The sequence below is a fragment of the Sporosarcina sp. YIM B06819 genome (assembly GCF_033485175.1).
In the GTDB taxonomy this organism is placed as follows: Bacteria; Bacillota; Bacilli; order Bacillales_A; family Planococcaceae; genus Sporosarcina.
Window position 1 is genome coordinate 21,733 of sequence record NZ_JAWLIQ010000009.1, and the last position, 15,506, is coordinate 37,238.

Annotated in this window: 16 protein-coding genes; 3 read left to right on the top strand and 13 right to left on the bottom strand. The window is 43.8% G+C overall.

The genetic code is table 11. From position 1 onward, the window contains the following. Positions 1-104 precede the first annotated feature (104 nt). Positions 105-587 carry a DUF1641 domain-containing protein gene (locus tag R2B72_RS07170; protein WP_318615757.1) on the top strand — a complete coding sequence of 161 codons (483 nt, stop codon included), beginning with the start codon at positions 105-107 and terminating at the stop codon, positions 585-587. A gap of 400 nt (positions 588-987) precedes the next feature. Here R2B72_RS07170 and R2B72_RS07175 read toward each other — a convergent pair whose 3' ends face one another. Further along, positions 988-1,614 (bottom strand): TVP38/TMEM64 family protein, encoded by a 627-nt coding sequence (locus R2B72_RS07175; protein ID WP_318615758.1) that lies wholly within the window; start codon positions 1,612-1,614, stop codon positions 988-990. A 163-nt stretch (positions 1,615-1,777) separates the two neighbouring features. Here R2B72_RS07175 and R2B72_RS07180 point away from each other — a divergent pair, with 163 nt between their 5' ends. Both R2B72_RS07180 and R2B72_RS07185 read left to right on the top strand, forming a co-directional pair. Beyond that, positions 1,778-2,494: an AzlC family ABC transporter permease gene (locus tag R2B72_RS07180; protein ID WP_318615759.1), complete on the top strand. Its 717-nt coding sequence runs from the start codon at positions 1,778-1,780 to the stop codon at positions 2,492-2,494. Further along, on the top strand, positions 2,494-2,802 hold the full coding sequence (locus tag R2B72_RS07185; RefSeq protein WP_318615760.1) for an AzlD domain-containing protein: 309 nt from the start codon (positions 2,494-2,496) through the stop codon (positions 2,800-2,802). Before R2B72_RS07180 ends, R2B72_RS07185 begins: the two co-directional genes overlap by 1 nt. 43 nt (positions 2,803-2,845) lie before the next feature. On the opposite strand, the gene R2B72_RS07190 is transcribed toward R2B72_RS07185, so the two are convergent. The 12 genes from R2B72_RS07190 to hpf form a co-directional block, all read right to left on the bottom strand. Further along, positions 2,846-3,097, bottom strand: a complete 252-nt coding sequence (locus tag R2B72_RS07190; RefSeq protein WP_318615761.1) for a CsbA family protein — start codon at positions 3,095-3,097, stop codon at positions 2,846-2,848. Positions 3,098-3,124: 27 nt separating this feature from the next. After that, positions 3,125-4,294: a PDZ domain-containing protein gene (locus tag R2B72_RS07195; protein ID WP_318615763.1), complete on the bottom strand. Its 1,170-nt coding sequence runs from the start codon at positions 4,292-4,294 to the stop codon at positions 3,125-3,127. Between the two features lie 245 nt (positions 4,295-4,539). Beyond that, a complete protein-coding gene (locus tag R2B72_RS07200) occupies positions 4,540-5,979 on the bottom strand; it encodes a S41 family peptidase (protein ID WP_318615764.1) in 1,440 nt (479 codons plus the stop codon). Positions 5,980-6,052: 73 nt separating this feature from the next. After that, positions 6,053-6,619, bottom strand: a complete 567-nt coding sequence (locus R2B72_RS07205) for a TlpA disulfide reductase family protein (RefSeq protein WP_318615765.1) — start codon at positions 6,617-6,619, stop codon at positions 6,053-6,055. After that, positions 6,612-7,232: a hypothetical protein gene (locus R2B72_RS07210; RefSeq protein WP_318615766.1), complete on the bottom strand. Its 621-nt coding sequence runs from the start codon at positions 7,230-7,232 to the stop codon at positions 6,612-6,614. The genes R2B72_RS07205 and R2B72_RS07210 overlap by 8 nt, the downstream gene beginning before the upstream one ends. 122 nt (positions 7,233-7,354) lie before the next feature. Further along, entirely contained in the window at positions 7,355-8,647 is a 1,293-nt protein-coding gene (locus R2B72_RS07215; protein WP_318615767.1) for a murein hydrolase activator EnvC family protein, read from the bottom strand. 28 nt (positions 8,648-8,675) lie between these two features. Beyond that, on the bottom strand, positions 8,676-9,560 hold the full coding sequence (gene ftsX / locus R2B72_RS07220) for a permease-like cell division protein FtsX (RefSeq protein ID WP_318615768.1): 885 nt from the start codon (positions 9,558-9,560) through the stop codon (positions 8,676-8,678). Further along, complete coding sequence (gene ftsE, locus R2B72_RS07225; RefSeq protein WP_318615770.1) at positions 9,550-10,236, bottom strand: cell division ATP-binding protein FtsE; 687 nt, start codon at positions 10,234-10,236, stop codon at positions 9,550-9,552. Before ftsE ends, ftsX begins: the two co-directional genes overlap by 11 nt. A gap of 189 nt (positions 10,237-10,425) precedes the next feature. Next, complete coding sequence (gene cccB / locus R2B72_RS07230) at positions 10,426-10,752, bottom strand: cytochrome c551 (protein WP_318615771.1); 327 nt, start codon at positions 10,750-10,752, stop codon at positions 10,426-10,428. 301 nt (positions 10,753-11,053) lie between these two features. Continuing rightward, positions 11,054-12,155, bottom strand: a protein-coding gene (gene prfB / locus R2B72_RS07235) for a peptide chain release factor 2 (protein ID WP_318615888.1) whose coding sequence is annotated in 2 segments (ribosomal slippage) — positions 11,054-12,082 and positions 12,084-12,155 — 1,101 coding nt in all. Because the reading frame shifts where the segments join, the coding sequence is not laid out codon by codon here. A gap of 38 nt (positions 12,156-12,193) precedes the next feature. Beyond that, on the bottom strand, positions 12,194-14,701 hold the full coding sequence (secA, locus tag R2B72_RS07240; RefSeq protein WP_318615772.1) for a preprotein translocase subunit SecA: 2,508 nt from the start codon (positions 14,699-14,701) through the stop codon (positions 12,194-12,196). A 218-nt stretch (positions 14,702-14,919) separates the two neighbouring features. Then, positions 14,920-15,492 carry a ribosome hibernation-promoting factor, HPF/YfiA family gene (gene hpf / locus R2B72_RS07245; protein WP_318615773.1) on the bottom strand — a complete coding sequence of 191 codons (573 nt, stop codon included), beginning with the start codon at positions 15,490-15,492 and terminating at the stop codon, positions 14,920-14,922. Between the last annotated feature and the right edge of the window lie 14 nt (positions 15,493-15,506).

Below are 15,506 nucleotides of genomic sequence, written 5' to 3' on the forward strand. Positions count from 1 at the left end.
ACTGCATGACCTACATCCTGTAGGCCTCAAGCGCAATTCAAAATTTGGACGCAATTACGCCAAGGCGTAATTGATTTAAATACGGGAAGGAAAGGTGATAATCAATGGCGATACCGATTACTTCTATTAAAAAGAAAGAATTGTCACCAGAAGAAATCAAACAGCAGAAATTAGCAGAACTACAAGCATTGATTGCTGAACAAGATCAGGCGCTCAATAAAATACTGGAGATCACTGGTGAGCTAGATGACGCTGGAATCTTCGACGCACTAAAAGCTATGGTGAAAGCGAAGGAAAGTCTCGCAAAAATTGCAGTTGACCAGGCTTCGCGGGAACCGGTCACCAACATCATCAACCATGTCTTAAAGGCATCCGGCGTCATGTCATCCATCGATCCTGCCGTGACAGAGAAGCTCGCCATCGGCATCAAAAAAGGGCTCGATGAAGCAGAATTGTACAGGGGTAATGGAGAGAAAGTGGGCGTTTATCAGTTTATGATGGCCTTAAATGACCCCGACATTAACCGTGCCGCCAAATTCGGACTCGATTTCCTTAAGGGGATGGGGAAAGAGCTTGGTAAGGAGTGAGTTTTTCGTAATCATCGGAGCAACCTAACTGGGTTGCTTCGATTTTTTGATTTTAAGAGAAACTCGACTACCGATATCGAAACTGAACTACCTTGGGGAAACTGGTCTACGAATATGGTGAACTGGACTACCTATTACCAAAACTGAACTACCTAATCAGTAAACTGAACTACCCCGGAGAAACTGGACAACGAATATAGAGAACTGGACTACCTATTACCAAAACTGAACTACCTTATCAGCAAACTGAACTACCTCGGGGAAACTGGACAACGAATATAGAGAACTGGACTACCTATTCCCAAAACTGAACTACTAACCACTCACTCAAACAAAAAACTATCCTAAATCATTTTCCAACTCGCGGAAAATAACAAAGGATAGCGATTAAGAGAACAACCTATCGTTTTTCATCCACATGATTGGCCACTGCCCGGAAATCAGCTTCCACTTTGGCATTCAAGCGATTTTCAAAGGCTTTTCCGACAAGCCATAACAAAATAATGATGAGCACAACAATTACCGTTCGAATGGGCTGCGTCAGCAACGCTTTTAAGTCATAGCCAATGAAACTAATCGTGAAAATCATCACCAGTTTTCCAGCCATCAATGTCATCAAATAATACGTTTTTCTCATATTCGATAACGCCGCAACGAGATTGACAAGAGCTGATGGCGTAAACGGAAAGCAAAGCAACAGAAACAATGGACCAAAACCACGACTATCCACCCATTTAATTAATTTCTGCACACGTGGTTTCTTCGTCAAAAATTCTAACAAACGATTGCGACCATATTTCCGGATAATCAAAAATACTGCATATGAACCGACAACGGTTCCCGCCCATGACAATATAAATCCATACCAAAGACCATACGCGCTCGCATTTGCGAAAACGAATACGAACAACGGAAGGAATGGTAAAAAAGATTCGACAAATGGCAATAACAGTCCAATGAACGGTCCTAATGCTTTATAGTTTTGTGCCAATTCAACAATTTTATCTACATCTAGCCATTCATTCATCCGAAACATCCTCACAAAAACATATTTCACCATCCACCATTATATCCAATCATCTGCACAATTAAATACAATTTCTTCATACTTAGAATTTCCCCTTATATATCCCCATTAAAACACAGAATTATAGTATAATCACAGGAAACCTTTAGAAGGATGTGACAATATGGAGAATAACCAATTTTCAGCCGGATTAAAAGCCGGCACCAGTATCGCCATCGGCTACTTCCCCGTTGCCCTCACATTTGGACTCCTTGCAAAAACAGCAGGTTTGTCCATCGTCGAAGCAACGGCGATGAGTATTTTCGTCTATGCCGGCGCGGCACAATACATGTCGCTTAGCTTAATTACATATGGCGTCGATCCTTTGTTAATTATTATGAATACATTTGTCGTTAACATTCGCCATTTTCTTATGACGGCTTCGCTGAATGAAAAGATGCAACCCGCCAAGAAGTGGGTCAAAGCGGTCTACGCTTTCGGTATTACGGACGAATCATTTTCCGTGCTCGCGACAAGTAAAAAAGGTAAGATTCCAACAGCCTTTGCATTTGGTGTTGCGCTCATCGCCTATGGGAGCTGGGTTATTTTCACCGGTATTGGGCATGTCATTGGCGCCAATCTACCGCTCTTTTTACAAGCTGCCATGTCCATCGCACTCTATGCCATGTTCATTGGACTGCTCGTCCCTTCTATGAAAGGCAACCGCAAAGTCGTCATGCTGGCAAGTCTGGCAGCTGTCGCGCATTGCCTACTCTATTTCATTGGTGTATCAACGGGTTGGTCCATTTTAATCGCAACATTAGTCTCTTCTATTTCAATCGAAATGGTTTACGCAAAACGTGGTAAAGCAACGATGGTTAGTCAAAAGGAGGGAGCTTGATGGGAGCAACTTATTGGTGGATGCTATTAGGCATGGCACTCGTGACATACATACCTCGTATGATTCCGTTGACGTTTTTGGATGGCAAAGAATTACCCCCAATCGTATCAGGTGTCTTGCGTAATATTCCTTATGCCGTCCTCGGCGCACTTATTTTCCCGGCCGTGTTATTCGTACAGGAAGGCAATCTATTATTTGGCCTCATTGGTGCAGGGGTTGCGTTTTTGATTGCGATTCTGGGAGGCGGCGTCATGCCCGTCGTTCTTGGTACAATTGGTGTGCTTGCTGTGTATAGTTTGTTTATGTAGGACAATAAAACCGCTCCCTTTAAAAAAGGAGCGGTTCTGTATTTTATTCACCTTTAGCATGTTGCCGGGCTTTATTCACCATACGGGTCGCATACCAGAAGCCTACCGTTAATGACAGCGCATCCGCCACGTACAACAGCCAATTATGCGTATAGCCCGCATAGACCGACGCTGCAATGAGTGCAACTGTCAAAATTAGGCCGACGATATGGTGAAAAGTCACCCGCGTAAAAAATATAACAAGAAGCCCAGGCATCAAAAGGGCTAGCATCAATTTTGTTTCAAATGAATCCATGGTAAACATTCCTTCCAAAGTACAAGCTTATCGTACGACGAGAAGACCCAATCGATGATGATCATGCCTGTAAATAACTTGTTGCATCAGCCGCACTTCTCCATTGCGGTCGATTACCTGCAAGCGACAGTGGGCCGCATTGACTTGAATGGCATCATATAGCTCTTTTTCGTTGTTCACTTGAAGACCATTGACAGAGCGGATGCACTCGCCAGGGACAAGCCCCATTTTCTCCCCTGGTGAATCTGGTAAAATACCCGCAATGACAACCCCCGCCGTATGAGGGGCAACCATAAACGCACCTTGCCGCTCACGAATCGATACAACAATGGAAATAAGCGCCCGCCCACTTACGCCAATCAATAGGGCCGTCCAACCTAAAATCGGTAGCCACATTGCTGTGAGGCCTACACAGATCACAATAATGCCCGTCCAACCGACTGCACGTCCTATTCTCGGAAATAATACATCTGGATACATCGAACGCGCCACTTGCGAAAATCCGATAACTAACGGAATCGGAAGAAAGCTGAACGCATTTCCGCCAAGCGTAAACTGTGGCCAATACGGTACGTAAGCCGAAATCATATCCCCTGGAATGACAAATACAATCGGCAACAGCCAAAGTCGCTTTACCTTAAATGCTGCCGCCTGAAGCCCGCGATTCGTCTCCATTAAATAGGGTGACGCATACTTCGCGGCATGGCGGCGAATGAGTAGCCCTTCCACCACTAGCAGCAACCCTGCAATAACCGGAATCGTGACGGCCAATTCACCAAGTAAGTCCACTTGTCCCGGACTCCAGCCACGAAATGTGAACGCGCCCGCATATTGCCCTATAAAATAAAGAGCGAAAAAAGCTGTTGCTACAACATAAATAGGCGAAGCAATTTTATAATAAAATGAAACAAGTCCAACAAATGCAACAGCAGAAAATAACACAAGCCACCCTGGATCAACCATCAACCCAGCCCCAGAAATCACTAGAGATAACACCAATGCATACAGCCATGACTCGGAAAGTAGTCGCTTCAACTCCGTCAGCCCCGGTAACAACCGGACTTTAAAGCTCCGACGCTCACGTTTCACGCGGAAATACCCCAAAGCAACAGCAATGACAAGCGCCCCAAGCAATAAAGGATTCAAGAAAAATAGTACAACCGCCTGTAACACATCAAACAGTATGTTCTCGGACACGAACCGTCACCATCCAATCTCCCATAACCTCTTTTCTCTTCATTGTATCAAAATATTGAAAAGAAATGTAAAAAGAATCTTTGAAACTGTAAGCGGGAGGTTGGGGACTGTCAAGGAAAGCCGAACTGTCAGGATAAATCTAGGAACTGTAAGGGGAAAGCAGGAAACTGCCAGCGCAAACTCACTAACGAAAAGCACAATCCCCATACAAAGAACTCCCAGCATCACGCCAGGAGTTCCACTTTTTAATTCTCCGTCACCTTATGATGGATATAACCGAGCGCCATTTGCAGCTGGTCATCATTTTGACGGTCCTTGCGGAATGCCTCCACATTGTCTTTCAATGCCGTGAAAAACACTCGATCCATACTTTCATCCGCTTTCACCTTCGCATCGACGCGGAAATCATGAACGGCACGCGCAGTTGATTCATCAAAATAGCCGTCTGCCCGACCGACACTATAACCAAGGCCCTCTAGCAATCGTTGTCCATACGCAATATCATCATGGAAATCCCCATCTTTATAAACTTCCGCAACAAGCCGAATATGCTCACTGAACAGTTTATTTTGGGCAACTTCAAGGTCCGTCTTCACGCCTTTACCGTGGATCCACTGTTCTTTCGGTGTCAGCCACTTATGGGTCGACAACTTCATCTCCCCGCCGTTCGATAATTCCGTGATATCCTGGACTGTCCCTTTGCCAAAGCTCGTCGTCCCTGTAATAAAGCCTCTATTTAAATCCTTCAACGCACCGCTCAACACTTCACTCGCCGATGCACTTCCTTTATCCTGCAACAAGACAACCGGCATTTTTCTCAATTGTTCATCATACGTATATTTCTCGGACTTCTCCGTCACAAGCGGCGTCAATGCCCCTTGCGCATTTTGCATATAGGCAAAAACCGTATCCTCTGGCAATAAACTGCCCGCAATGTCGCCGACCGTATGCAAATAGCCCCCGGGATTACCGCGCACGTCAATAATTAATGCCTGCGCACCCTCTTTAATAAGTTTATTGGTCGCTTTCTCCCACTCTTTCGCACTTTCTTCCGCAAATTTCGTCAGTGATATGTAACCAATCTTCTCGCCACGCACTTCCATGATTTCTGCGGATACCGTTTTCACCGGAATCGCATCGCGTACAACCGACACTTCAAGATGTTTATTCAAATCGGGTCTGTAAATCGTCATCTTCACCGTTGTCCCTTGCTTGCCCCGAATACGCTGAACAACATCCTGCAATGAATCACCATCCAAACGCTCACCGTCAATACGAACAATCTCGTCATAAGGTTGCAATCCAGCTTTTTCAGAAGGAGAACCCTTCACCGGTGCGACGATGATGAATTTCCCATTCGATCTCGTCACTTCTGCCCCAATGCCAATCCGCTCACCCGCAAGAGATTCCCGATGTGCTGCCGCCTCTTCCTGCGATAAATACGTCGAGTAAGGATCGCCAATCACATCCGCCATTCCGCGTAGCGCCCCTTCAATCAACTTATCCTGATCAACCGGATAAACCCCTTTTGCCTTAATCACATCGAGCGCCTCGTCTATGACTGGGAACGTACTCGCCGTCCCTGCCCCCTGCTCTCCATTCCCTGAACAACCATCCAGCAACAGAAATACACCTATTGCCATAACTGTTAAAATTACGAATAACAAAAACCGGCTTCTTTGCATAACGCAATGTCCCCTCCTCCGTCCACTATATGAACGGCAAAGCAACATTACGACAGCAGATAGCCGGCTTTCTTCATTTTAGATTATTCACAAGCTCTTTCAATTTCTTCTCATCCATCGGTCCAACAATTTTATGAGCGATGGTGCCATCTGTTCCAATCATATACGTCGTCGGAATCGTCATGACCTGGTACTGATCCATCACAATACCGTCCCTGTCCATCGGAATTGGGAACGTCAATCCATAGGCATCAATGAATTTTTCAACACCTTCAATGCCCATTTTCTCCGCAGTCGTCAAATTAACAGCAACAATTTCGACATTTTCTTTTGCTTTATTTTTCTTATAATACTTCTGCATATGCGGCATTTCCGCCTTACAAGGGCCACACCACGACGCCCAGAAATTCAAGACGACTTTCTTGCCCTTCAAATCCGACAGTTTCACAACATCACCTGCAAGCGTCGTCAACTCAAAATCAGGCGGCGTAGCACCCTTTTCCAATCCAGGCACCTCTTCAGTCGCAATCAAGTACTCATCAATCGGTTCCGTTTTATCCAAACTCGTCTTCACCATCATCACAACCATTGAACCTACCAACAATATCGCAATCGCATAGCCAATTATTTTCTTATTCACATCTGTTCCTCCGATCTACAACCATAACAATAATTCCTATTAGAACAGTCGTAATAAACGACGTACCCACAAGCCCCGCCGGCTGCCAGGCTGCTACAAAAGCATGTACTGCCATGAACAACCAGACAAATGGCAGGGACCCATCACCTTTTATCCAATAAAATAACGCAAACAATGCGAAAGCGACTACAGTCACCACCTGCACAACCAACTGTCCTTCATTCAACAAAACCATCATCACCTGAAACACTGCCTGAACAGCGACTGCGCCTGTAAAAAGGGCTTGAACTCCCTCTACGGTCAACCGTTCTTTTTTGCTATCCCATAAAACCTTACCAGCAACAAACGCAAGACCAAGGTAAAACCCAACAACCCCTCCATCGAAATAAATCAGCGACAGCGGCGACCGGATAACCGAGCTAACATCAGTAATGACAATACTTAATTTCCACACAATGATCAAATAAAAAAACGCGTCCGATAGGGCTTCTGCATATTTTTTCCCATAACGAACCCGGACTGCACTATATGCAACAACGAACGCCACAATGAGCGCAATCCAAGAAGACGAGACGGATACATTTCCTATCGTAAAATAATGTGTCACAAGCATAAATGTCCTGCCCCTTCTACTATGTATACCTTATATGCTAGTCGATATGAAGTTCAAAGGCGACTTTTTTGCCCCACCAACGAAAATAAAAAGGTCCGTCATCGTTAGACGGACCTTCTTTATCAAAATGACACATAACGTAATGGATTGACGGCACTTGGACCACTTGCCGTCCAGTTGCCAACATGGATTTCGAAATGTAAGTGTGGTCCTGTTGAACGGCCTGTATTGCCCATCGCGGCGATATACTGTCCTTTTTCAACTTCCGTACCTACACTCACACCAATGGAAGATAGATGTCCATAGACGGTTGTAAACGTCTGGCCTTCAATATAATGTGTCACCATGACAAGATTACCATATGAGCCTAGCGTCCCCGCATATGAAACAACGCCATCTGCAGCAGATACGATTGGTGTCCCAACCGAATTGGCAATATCCACACCACGGTGCTGACGACTTATGCCACCGAGCGAACGCCAAGCGAATGACGACGTAAATCGTCCATTTGCTGGTGTCGTCCAATTCCCACTCGACACAGCTGGAATGCTTTGACTTGCATTATTTTTCGCTGCAGCTTCTCGCCTCGCACGTTCTTCAGCAGCTTTCTTTTCTGCTGCCCGCTTCGCAACTTCAGCAAGCCTTTTTTGCTCTGTTGCAATTTTACGCTGAAGCTCCGCTTCTACCTCTACGACCTCATCAAGCTCAGTTTCAAGATGGTCCTTTTCATCTTTCAACTTTGCTTGCTCAATTTCCAACTGATCAATCAGCTTGTCCTTATCCTTCTTCTGCGACAATAAAGAAGCCTTCAAGCCTTCAAGCTCTGCCTTACTCACTTCTTGTTTGGCTAACTTTTGTTCAACAAGAACTTTGTCATTCTCCAATTGCTCAATGTCCTCAGCCTGCTGTTTCATAATTTTACGGTCAGCATCCATCAGCGTATTGACGGCAGAAAATCGGTCGATAAAGTCCGCGAAACTATTCGCACCAAGAAGAACATCTAAATAATTAACTTGTCCACCTTTGACTTGCATCGCACGAACGCGGTCTCGCAATACCTCATCGCGTTCTGCAATTTTCTTTTCAAGATTTGCAATCGAAACGCGTAACTCGTCAATCTCTACCGTTGTCTGATTGATTTGATCAATGACCCGGTTAATATTCGTATTCGTATCACTAATTTTGCCATTCAGCACCGAAATTTGTTTGAAAATTCTATCGATGGTCGATTCATTTACTTTAATTTCGGCTGTTTTTTGTTTGATACCTTTATTCAACTGATTTTTCTTCTGTCCCGCTTCTTTTTGCTCTTGCTTTAAATCACTCAACGGGCTTGCTAAAACACCCGCCCCACCTAAAATCGTGGACAGAAAAAGAATGGCGATTGTACTTGATAGCAACCACTTCGTTCTCATCAACTCCCCGTTCCCCTTTCTTTCTCTCTTAAACTTTAAGAAACTTACGAACCGACATAAAACTACCCCAAACACCAATAAAAATCCCCATGAATAAAATCAATCCATTCAGTTGGAGTATAAATGGTGTCGTATTCAATAACTGAAATAGTTCTCCCTTTAATTTCGGTTCCCAATATTCATATAGATTGTAATAAGATATGGAAATGAGAAGCATCGGGATGGCTGCGCCTAAAATACCAAGCCAAATCCCTTCCAATAAAAATGGAACACGAACAAAATTATTCGTTGCACCTACCAATTTCATAATTTCAATTTCTTTTCTTCTTGCAACGATTGTAATGCGAATTGTATTGGAAATCAGGAACATTGCCGTGAATAACAACGCCAATATTAAAACAAGACCTACGTTACGGCTCGCATTCAGTACTTTGAAAAGCTTTTCAACCTTATCTTCACCGTAGACAACTTCATATGTGTAATCATATGTATTAATTTTATTGGCAATTGCTGCAGTTTGCTGTGGATCCTGCGCTTTCACATACAATGCATCGCCGAGTGGATTACTTTGTTTATATAAACTCAGTTCATCTCCAAATGACTGAATCATCTTATCTAATTCTTCGTCTCTTGATGCATAAACGACTTCAAGGACGCCCGCTGTTGCACTAACTTTTTTTTGTAGCTCCTTAACCGCTGCTTCATCCGCCGCAGGGTCTGCAACTACTTTAATTTCAACATCATTTTCAATGCTATCTGCCAATTGATTTAGATTCATCATAATCACGATGAACACACCAACAAGTAAAAGTGTAACCGTTACGGCACTCACCGATGCAAACGTCATCCAGCTATTCCGGCGAAGGCTTTTTAAACTTTCGCGTATATGCCGTCCAAATGTTCTAGCCTTCATAACCGTAATCACCTCCGTATTCATCACGGGTGATTAGTCCGCCTTCCACAACGATGACACGATGCCTCATTGTGTTTACGATTTCCCTATTATGGGTGGCCATGACAATTGTCGTACCACGGGCATTAATCTGTTCGAAAATCCTCATGATCTCCCATGATGTTTCAGGGTCCAGGTTTCCTGTCGGCTCGTCCGCAATTACAACTTTTGGAACATTGACAATTGACCTTGCAATCGACACACGTTGCTGCTCTCCGCCTGATAATTCAGTCGGAAACATCCGCGCTTTTTGTGTTAGTCCTACTAGTGCAAGGACATCATTTACTTTTTTTCTAATTTGTGATGGCGATTCTTCAATTACTTCAAGGGCAAACGCCACATTCTCGTAAACATTCAATTTCGGTAATAGTTTAAAATCTTGGAAAACAACGCCTATCTGCCTACGTAAATAAGGCACACGCTTATTGCGCAATGTCGCCAAATTAATGCCATTGATGATGATATCTCCGCTTGTCGAAGTTTCTTCACGATACATCATTTTGATGAACGTCGACTTCCCGGCACCACTCGGCCCAACAACATAGACGAACTCGCCTCTGTTAATTTCAATATTAATGCCATTTGCTGCTACTACACCGTTCGGATACTTCTTGTATACATTTTTCATCACAATCATGTTAAGACCACCTGAAAAGTAATTTCCCTCTTTTTATCCAACATATTTATTATAGCATGAATAAACTATGTAAGCATTACAGTTGTGTATCAATTGAGCTTCGCAACCTGCCGGTAAATCCACAAACTCCCCTATAAATAAATAAACCGCTATCAGACATATATGCCTGATAGCGGTTTATCGTTTGACTTATTTTTTCTCAGCTAGCCATTTCGCAACAGCAGTTGCTTCTTCACCTTTAATAATTCCACCTGGCATTCCGCCTTGTCCTTTTTCAATGACTGCATGAATTTCAGCCTCAGACATACGTGCGCCAACATCATTTAGTGCAGGTGCATTCCCTTGTCCTTCAAGGTTACTACCATGACACGCGATACAGCTCTTGTTTACAATTGCTTCTGCGTCAGCAGTTGCAGTTTCTCCACCTGTATCCGGTGTTTTTTCTGCCTTATTGCCACCACATGCCCCAAGGACAAGTACAGCTCCAAATATGGCCGCTAAAAGTTTTCTCTTCATTTTCTTCCTCCTCAGTAAATTGATACATTGCATATATAAGTATACCAAAACTATCCGCGGATTCAAAAAACTTCCGCACTTGAAGGACCCATTTACAGCATAAAATCATGAGAAACGTAGCCAAATCAAGGGTTCATAAATTGTTCCAAATTTGTGAACACGATAATTTATCCTATAATGCAATAGTAAAACGCTTCTTTCATGCCTCTATCGTATACTATACCCTTTTTCACATTTCTAAACCGTTGTTCATTAAAAAAAGAAGCACACCGCAAAGTGTACTTCCCTTTTCATCTTGCTATTATGAAATGCGTGAACGTAAATACGCATTGATGAATAAATCGATTTCGCCATCCATCACTGCACCGACGTTACCTGTTTCCGCACTTGTTCGGTGATCTTTCACCATTGAATACGGATGGAAAACGTACGAGCGGATCTGGCTGCCCCAACCAATTTCCTTTTGATCGCCTCGGATTTCAAGAAGACGTGCTTCCTCTTCCTCAACTTTGATCTGGTAGATTTTCGCTTTCAATAAATTCAACGCACGCTCACGGTTTTTGATCTGTGAACGTTCCGTCTGACACGTTACAATCGCTCCCGTAGGTATATGCGTCATACGTACCGCGGAATCCGTTGTATTGACGTGCTGACCACCCGCACCACTTGAACGGTATGTGTCAATTTTAACATCCTCCATTTTGATTTCCACGTCAACGTCACCTTCAAATTCCGGCATGACTTCAATGGAAGAAAATGACGTATGACGGCGGCCTGATGAGTCGAACGGTGAAATTCGAACAAGGCGGTGAACACCTTTTTCTGCTTTCAAATAACCATAAGCATTATGCCCTTTTATGGACAACGTCACCGATTTAACGCCAGCTTCGTCACCCGCCTGGTAATCAAGCGTCTCGACTTTAAAGCCGCGATGCTCTGCCCAACGTGTATACATACGCAACAGCATAGATGCCCAGTCCTGAGACTCCGTACCACCTGCACCCGAATGCAATTCAAGAATCGCACTGTTTTTATCGAATTCATCACTTAACAGCATTTGCAATTCAAACGCCTCAAGCTTCATTTTGAATTCTTTCAACTCTGCGCCAAGCTCTTCTTGCATGTCCGCATCGAATTCTTCACGCAATAATTCGAGCGTCATTTCCAAGTTTTCTTGCTCATCCGTCAGCTCTGTATAGTCTCCAACAACGTCTTTTAACGCCTTCGATTCAGAAATTACCTTCTGCGCACTATCCTGATCATTCCAAAAATCTGGGTCCAGCATCATTTCATCAAACTCTTGAATTCGTGCCTCTTTGTTTTCTAAGTCAAAGAGACCCCCTAAAGTCCGCTAATTTCTTAGCTGATTTGTCAAGCTCATTACGTACATCGGATAATTCCATCATTATTAATTCCTCCTGAATTTGGGTTGCCCGGCCGCTTACACTTTGCCGTGACAGTTTTTATACTTCTTCCCGCTACCGCAAGTACATGGATCATTTCGTCCGATGCTTACTGAACGACGCACTGGTTTCTTTGTTACTTTTTCGCCATCCTCTTTCGGATTAACGGCCTGCGCTTTGACAACTTCTTCACGCTCAAGATTATTGCGGATTTCCGCCTTCATGACATACTTGGATGCATCTGCTTCAATGGACGACAGCATCTCCTCAAACATGGCAAATCCTTCAGACTGATATTCGCGCAACGGATCTGTTTGACCGTAGGCACGTAAATGTATCCCATGACGCAATTGGTCCATCGCATCAATATGGTCCATCCACTTCGAATCAATGGCACGAAGCAAGACAACTTTTTCGAATTCACGCATGCGCTCTTCCGACATTTCCGCTTCTTTCTCATCATAGCGCTCCATGACCGCCTGTTGAATGAATGCCGTCAACTCTTCCACCGATTTACCTTCCATATCCGCAACTGTCAAGCGATCTTCCGGCAATAAATTAGCCCCAAGGAAATCTTCAAGTCCTTTTAAGTTCCAATCCTCTTGACTTTCCTCCGTCGTATGAAGCGCAACCGATTGATCGACAATATTCATCAACATATTTTCCAATACTTCACGAATATTAGCTGACTCCAACACTTCGTTACGCTCTTTGTAGATGATTTCGCGTTGTTGACGCAACACATCATCATACTGCAACAAACGTTTCCGCGCATCGAAGTTATTGCCCTCTACCCGTTTCTGGGCAGATTCAACCGAACGAGACACCATCTTCGACTGAATCGGCGTCGTATCATCCATCCCAAGTTTCGTCATCATCGACTTCATTTGATCCGAACCAAAACGGCGCATCAATTCATCCTCAAGGGATAAATAGAACTGCGTCACACCCGGATCACCTTGACGACCAGAACGACCACGTAGCTGATTATCAATACGGCGTGACTCATGTCGTTCCGTACCGAGAACTGCAAGACCGCCAAGCTCCTGGACACCTTCACCCAATTTAATATCCGTACCACGTCCAGCCATATTCGTCGCAATCGTTACAGAGCCTTTTTGACCCGCTTCCAAAATAATTTCCGCTTCACGACTATGGTTTTTCGCATTCAACACATTATGTTTCACACCATACTTCGTCAAATACTTCGAAATGATTTCAGACGTTTCAATCGCCACTGTACCAACCAACACCGGCTGACCTTTCGCATTGCGTTCTTTAATATCTTCCGCAACCGCTTTGTACTTACCTTCCATTGTGGAATAAATCAAATCCGCACGGTCATCGCGCGCAATCGGACGATTTGTAGGAATCGCAATCACATTCATATTATAAATATTACGGAATTCCTCTTCCTCAGTTTTCGCTGTACCCGTCATACCGGAAAGCTTTTCATACATACGGAAGAAGTTCTGGAACGTAATCGTCGCAAGCGTCATCGTTTCATTCTGAACTTCAAGACCTTCTTTAGCCTCAATCGCTTGGTGTAGGCCATCGCTATAACGACGCCCTTTCATCAAACGCCCTGTGAATGAATCGACAATGATAACTTCGCCTTCTTGCACAACATAATCGACATCATTATGCATACTTGCATGCGCCTTCAACGATTGATTGATCGCATGATTCAACGTCACATGCTGCAAGTCAAACAAGTTGTCAATACTGAACGCCGCTTCCGCTTTCTCAATACCACTTTCTGTCAGGACAACACCTTTTGTCGACTCATCATATGAATAATCTTCTTCATTTTTGAGCGACCTTGTAAACATATTTGCCAAGCGATATAACTCAGCCGCCTTCGCTGCCTGCCCCGAAATGATTAGCGGTGTACGTGCTTCATCAATTAAAATTGAGTCAACCTCATCAATAACCGCGTAAAACAACGGGCGTTGCACTTTATGCTCATTATAAAGCACCATGTTATCACGCAAATAGTCGAAACCAAGCTCGTTATTCGTACTGTACGTAATGTCTGCACTGTACGCTTCGCGCTTCTCATCTTTCGATAAACTATTCAAGTTCAAACCGACTGTCATCCCTAAAAACTCATACAGTTGGCCCATTTCCACAGCATCACGACTGGCTAGGTATTCGTTAACCGTCACAACATGCGCGCCTTTACCAGCCAACGCATTCAAGTAAACGGACAGCGTGGAGGTCAACGTTTTCCCTTCACCTGTTTTCATCTCAGAAATATTACCTTCATGTAAAGCGGCCGCACCAATAATTTGCACACGGAATGGATACATGCCGAGCACGCGACGAGACGCCTCACGGACAACTGCAAATGCCTCCACTTGAAGATCATCCAGTGTTTCGCCTTTGACATAGCGCTCCTTGAATTCATCCGTCTTCGCAGTCAATTGATCATCCGTCAACTGCTCCATTTGTGTAGCAAGTTTTTCAACCTTGTCCGCAATCTTGTCGAGACGTTTCAAATCTCGTTTATTCATATCAAACACTTTATTCAATACGCCAAGCATTCAGGTCACATCCTCATTAGGTTCACTCTTCATTTTAACATTGTAAAATGCTAGGTGCAAATGGTCTAGTCCAAACTGTTTAAGGAGAATTTATTTTAAATGCTTGCGTGTGCTATTTTATGCGTGGGAATGCTTTTATGCGCGTGTGGCAAGCACGTTTGCACGTAAGCAAAAACCCCTAAGCAGCGTGCACTTAGGGGTTCAACTGATTCAATCATTTAATTTGTTTCGATTAAACCGTACTTACCATCTTTACGCTTATAAACAATATGTGTGCCGTCGGATTCTGCATCCGTGAAGATGAAGAAATTATGGCCAAGCATGTTCATTTGAAGGATAGCTTCTTCCTGGTCCATCGGCTTCAAATCGAATTGCTTTGTGCGAACGATTGGGAACTCATTGTCCTCATCGATTGCCACGTCTCCAATTTTATCTTCACTTTTATTGACAGATGCGAAGAATGCAGCGACGCCTTCGCGTTCGCGGAACTTACGATTTACTTTTGTTTTGTATTTACGAATTTGACGCTCGAGCTTATCGACAATTAAGTCAATAGCTGCATATAAATCGTTATGACGCTCTTCAGCGCGAAGTGTCAAATTTTTCATCGGAATTGTAATTTCCACTTTTGTTTGTTTGTCGTTATACACTTTTAAATTTACATTGGCTGTTGCAGTTGCGATTGTTTCTTCCGTAAAGTACCTTTCGAGTTTTTGAACCTTCTTCTCGACGTGTTCACGAATCGCCGGAGTCACCTCAATATTTTCACCGCGGATGTTGAAGTTTAACATATGAACTCCTCCTT

Bases quoted from the DNA above. Each gene is read 5' to 3' on its own strand.
- cccB (WP_318615771.1), bottom strand. From the start codon at position 10,752: ATGAAGAGAAAACTTTTAGCGGCCATATTTGGAGCTGTACTTGTCCTT.
- ftsX (WP_318615768.1), bottom strand. From the start codon at position 9,560: ATGAAGGCTAGAACATTTGGACGGCATATACGCGAAAGTTTAAAAAGC.
- secA (WP_318615772.1), bottom strand. From the start codon at position 14,701: ATGCTTGGCGTATTGAATAAAGTGTTTGATATGAATAAACGAGATTTG.
- R2B72_RS07175 (WP_318615758.1), bottom strand. From the start codon at position 1,614: ATGAATGAATGGCTAGATGTAGATAAAATTGTTGAATTGGCACAAAAC.
- R2B72_RS07180 (WP_318615759.1), top strand. From the start codon at position 1,778: ATGGAGAATAACCAATTTTCAGCCGGATTAAAAGCCGGCACCAGTATC.
- ftsE (WP_318615770.1), bottom strand. From the start codon at position 10,236: ATGATTGTGATGAAAAATGTATACAAGAAGTATCCGAACGGTGTAGTA.
- R2B72_RS07210 (WP_318615766.1), bottom strand. From the start codon at position 7,232: ATGCTTGTGACACATTATTTTACGATAGGAAATGTATCCGTCTCGTCT.
- R2B72_RS07200 (WP_318615764.1), bottom strand. From the start codon at position 5,979: ATGCAAAGAAGCCGGTTTTTGTTATTCGTAATTTTAACAGTTATGGCA.
- R2B72_RS07215 (WP_318615767.1), bottom strand. From the start codon at position 8,647: ATGAGAACGAAGTGGTTGCTATCAAGTACAATCGCCATTCTTTTTCTG.
- R2B72_RS07170 (WP_318615757.1), top strand. From the start codon at position 105: ATGGCGATACCGATTACTTCTATTAAAAAGAAAGAATTGTCACCAGAA.
- R2B72_RS07185 (WP_318615760.1), top strand. From the start codon at position 2,494: ATGGGAGCAACTTATTGGTGGATGCTATTAGGCATGGCACTCGTGACA.
- R2B72_RS07190 (WP_318615761.1), bottom strand. From the start codon at position 3,097: ATGGATTCATTTGAAACAAAATTGATGCTAGCCCTTTTGATGCCTGGG.
- hpf (WP_318615773.1), bottom strand. From the start codon at position 15,492: ATGTTAAACTTCAACATCCGCGGTGAAAATATTGAGGTGACTCCGGCG.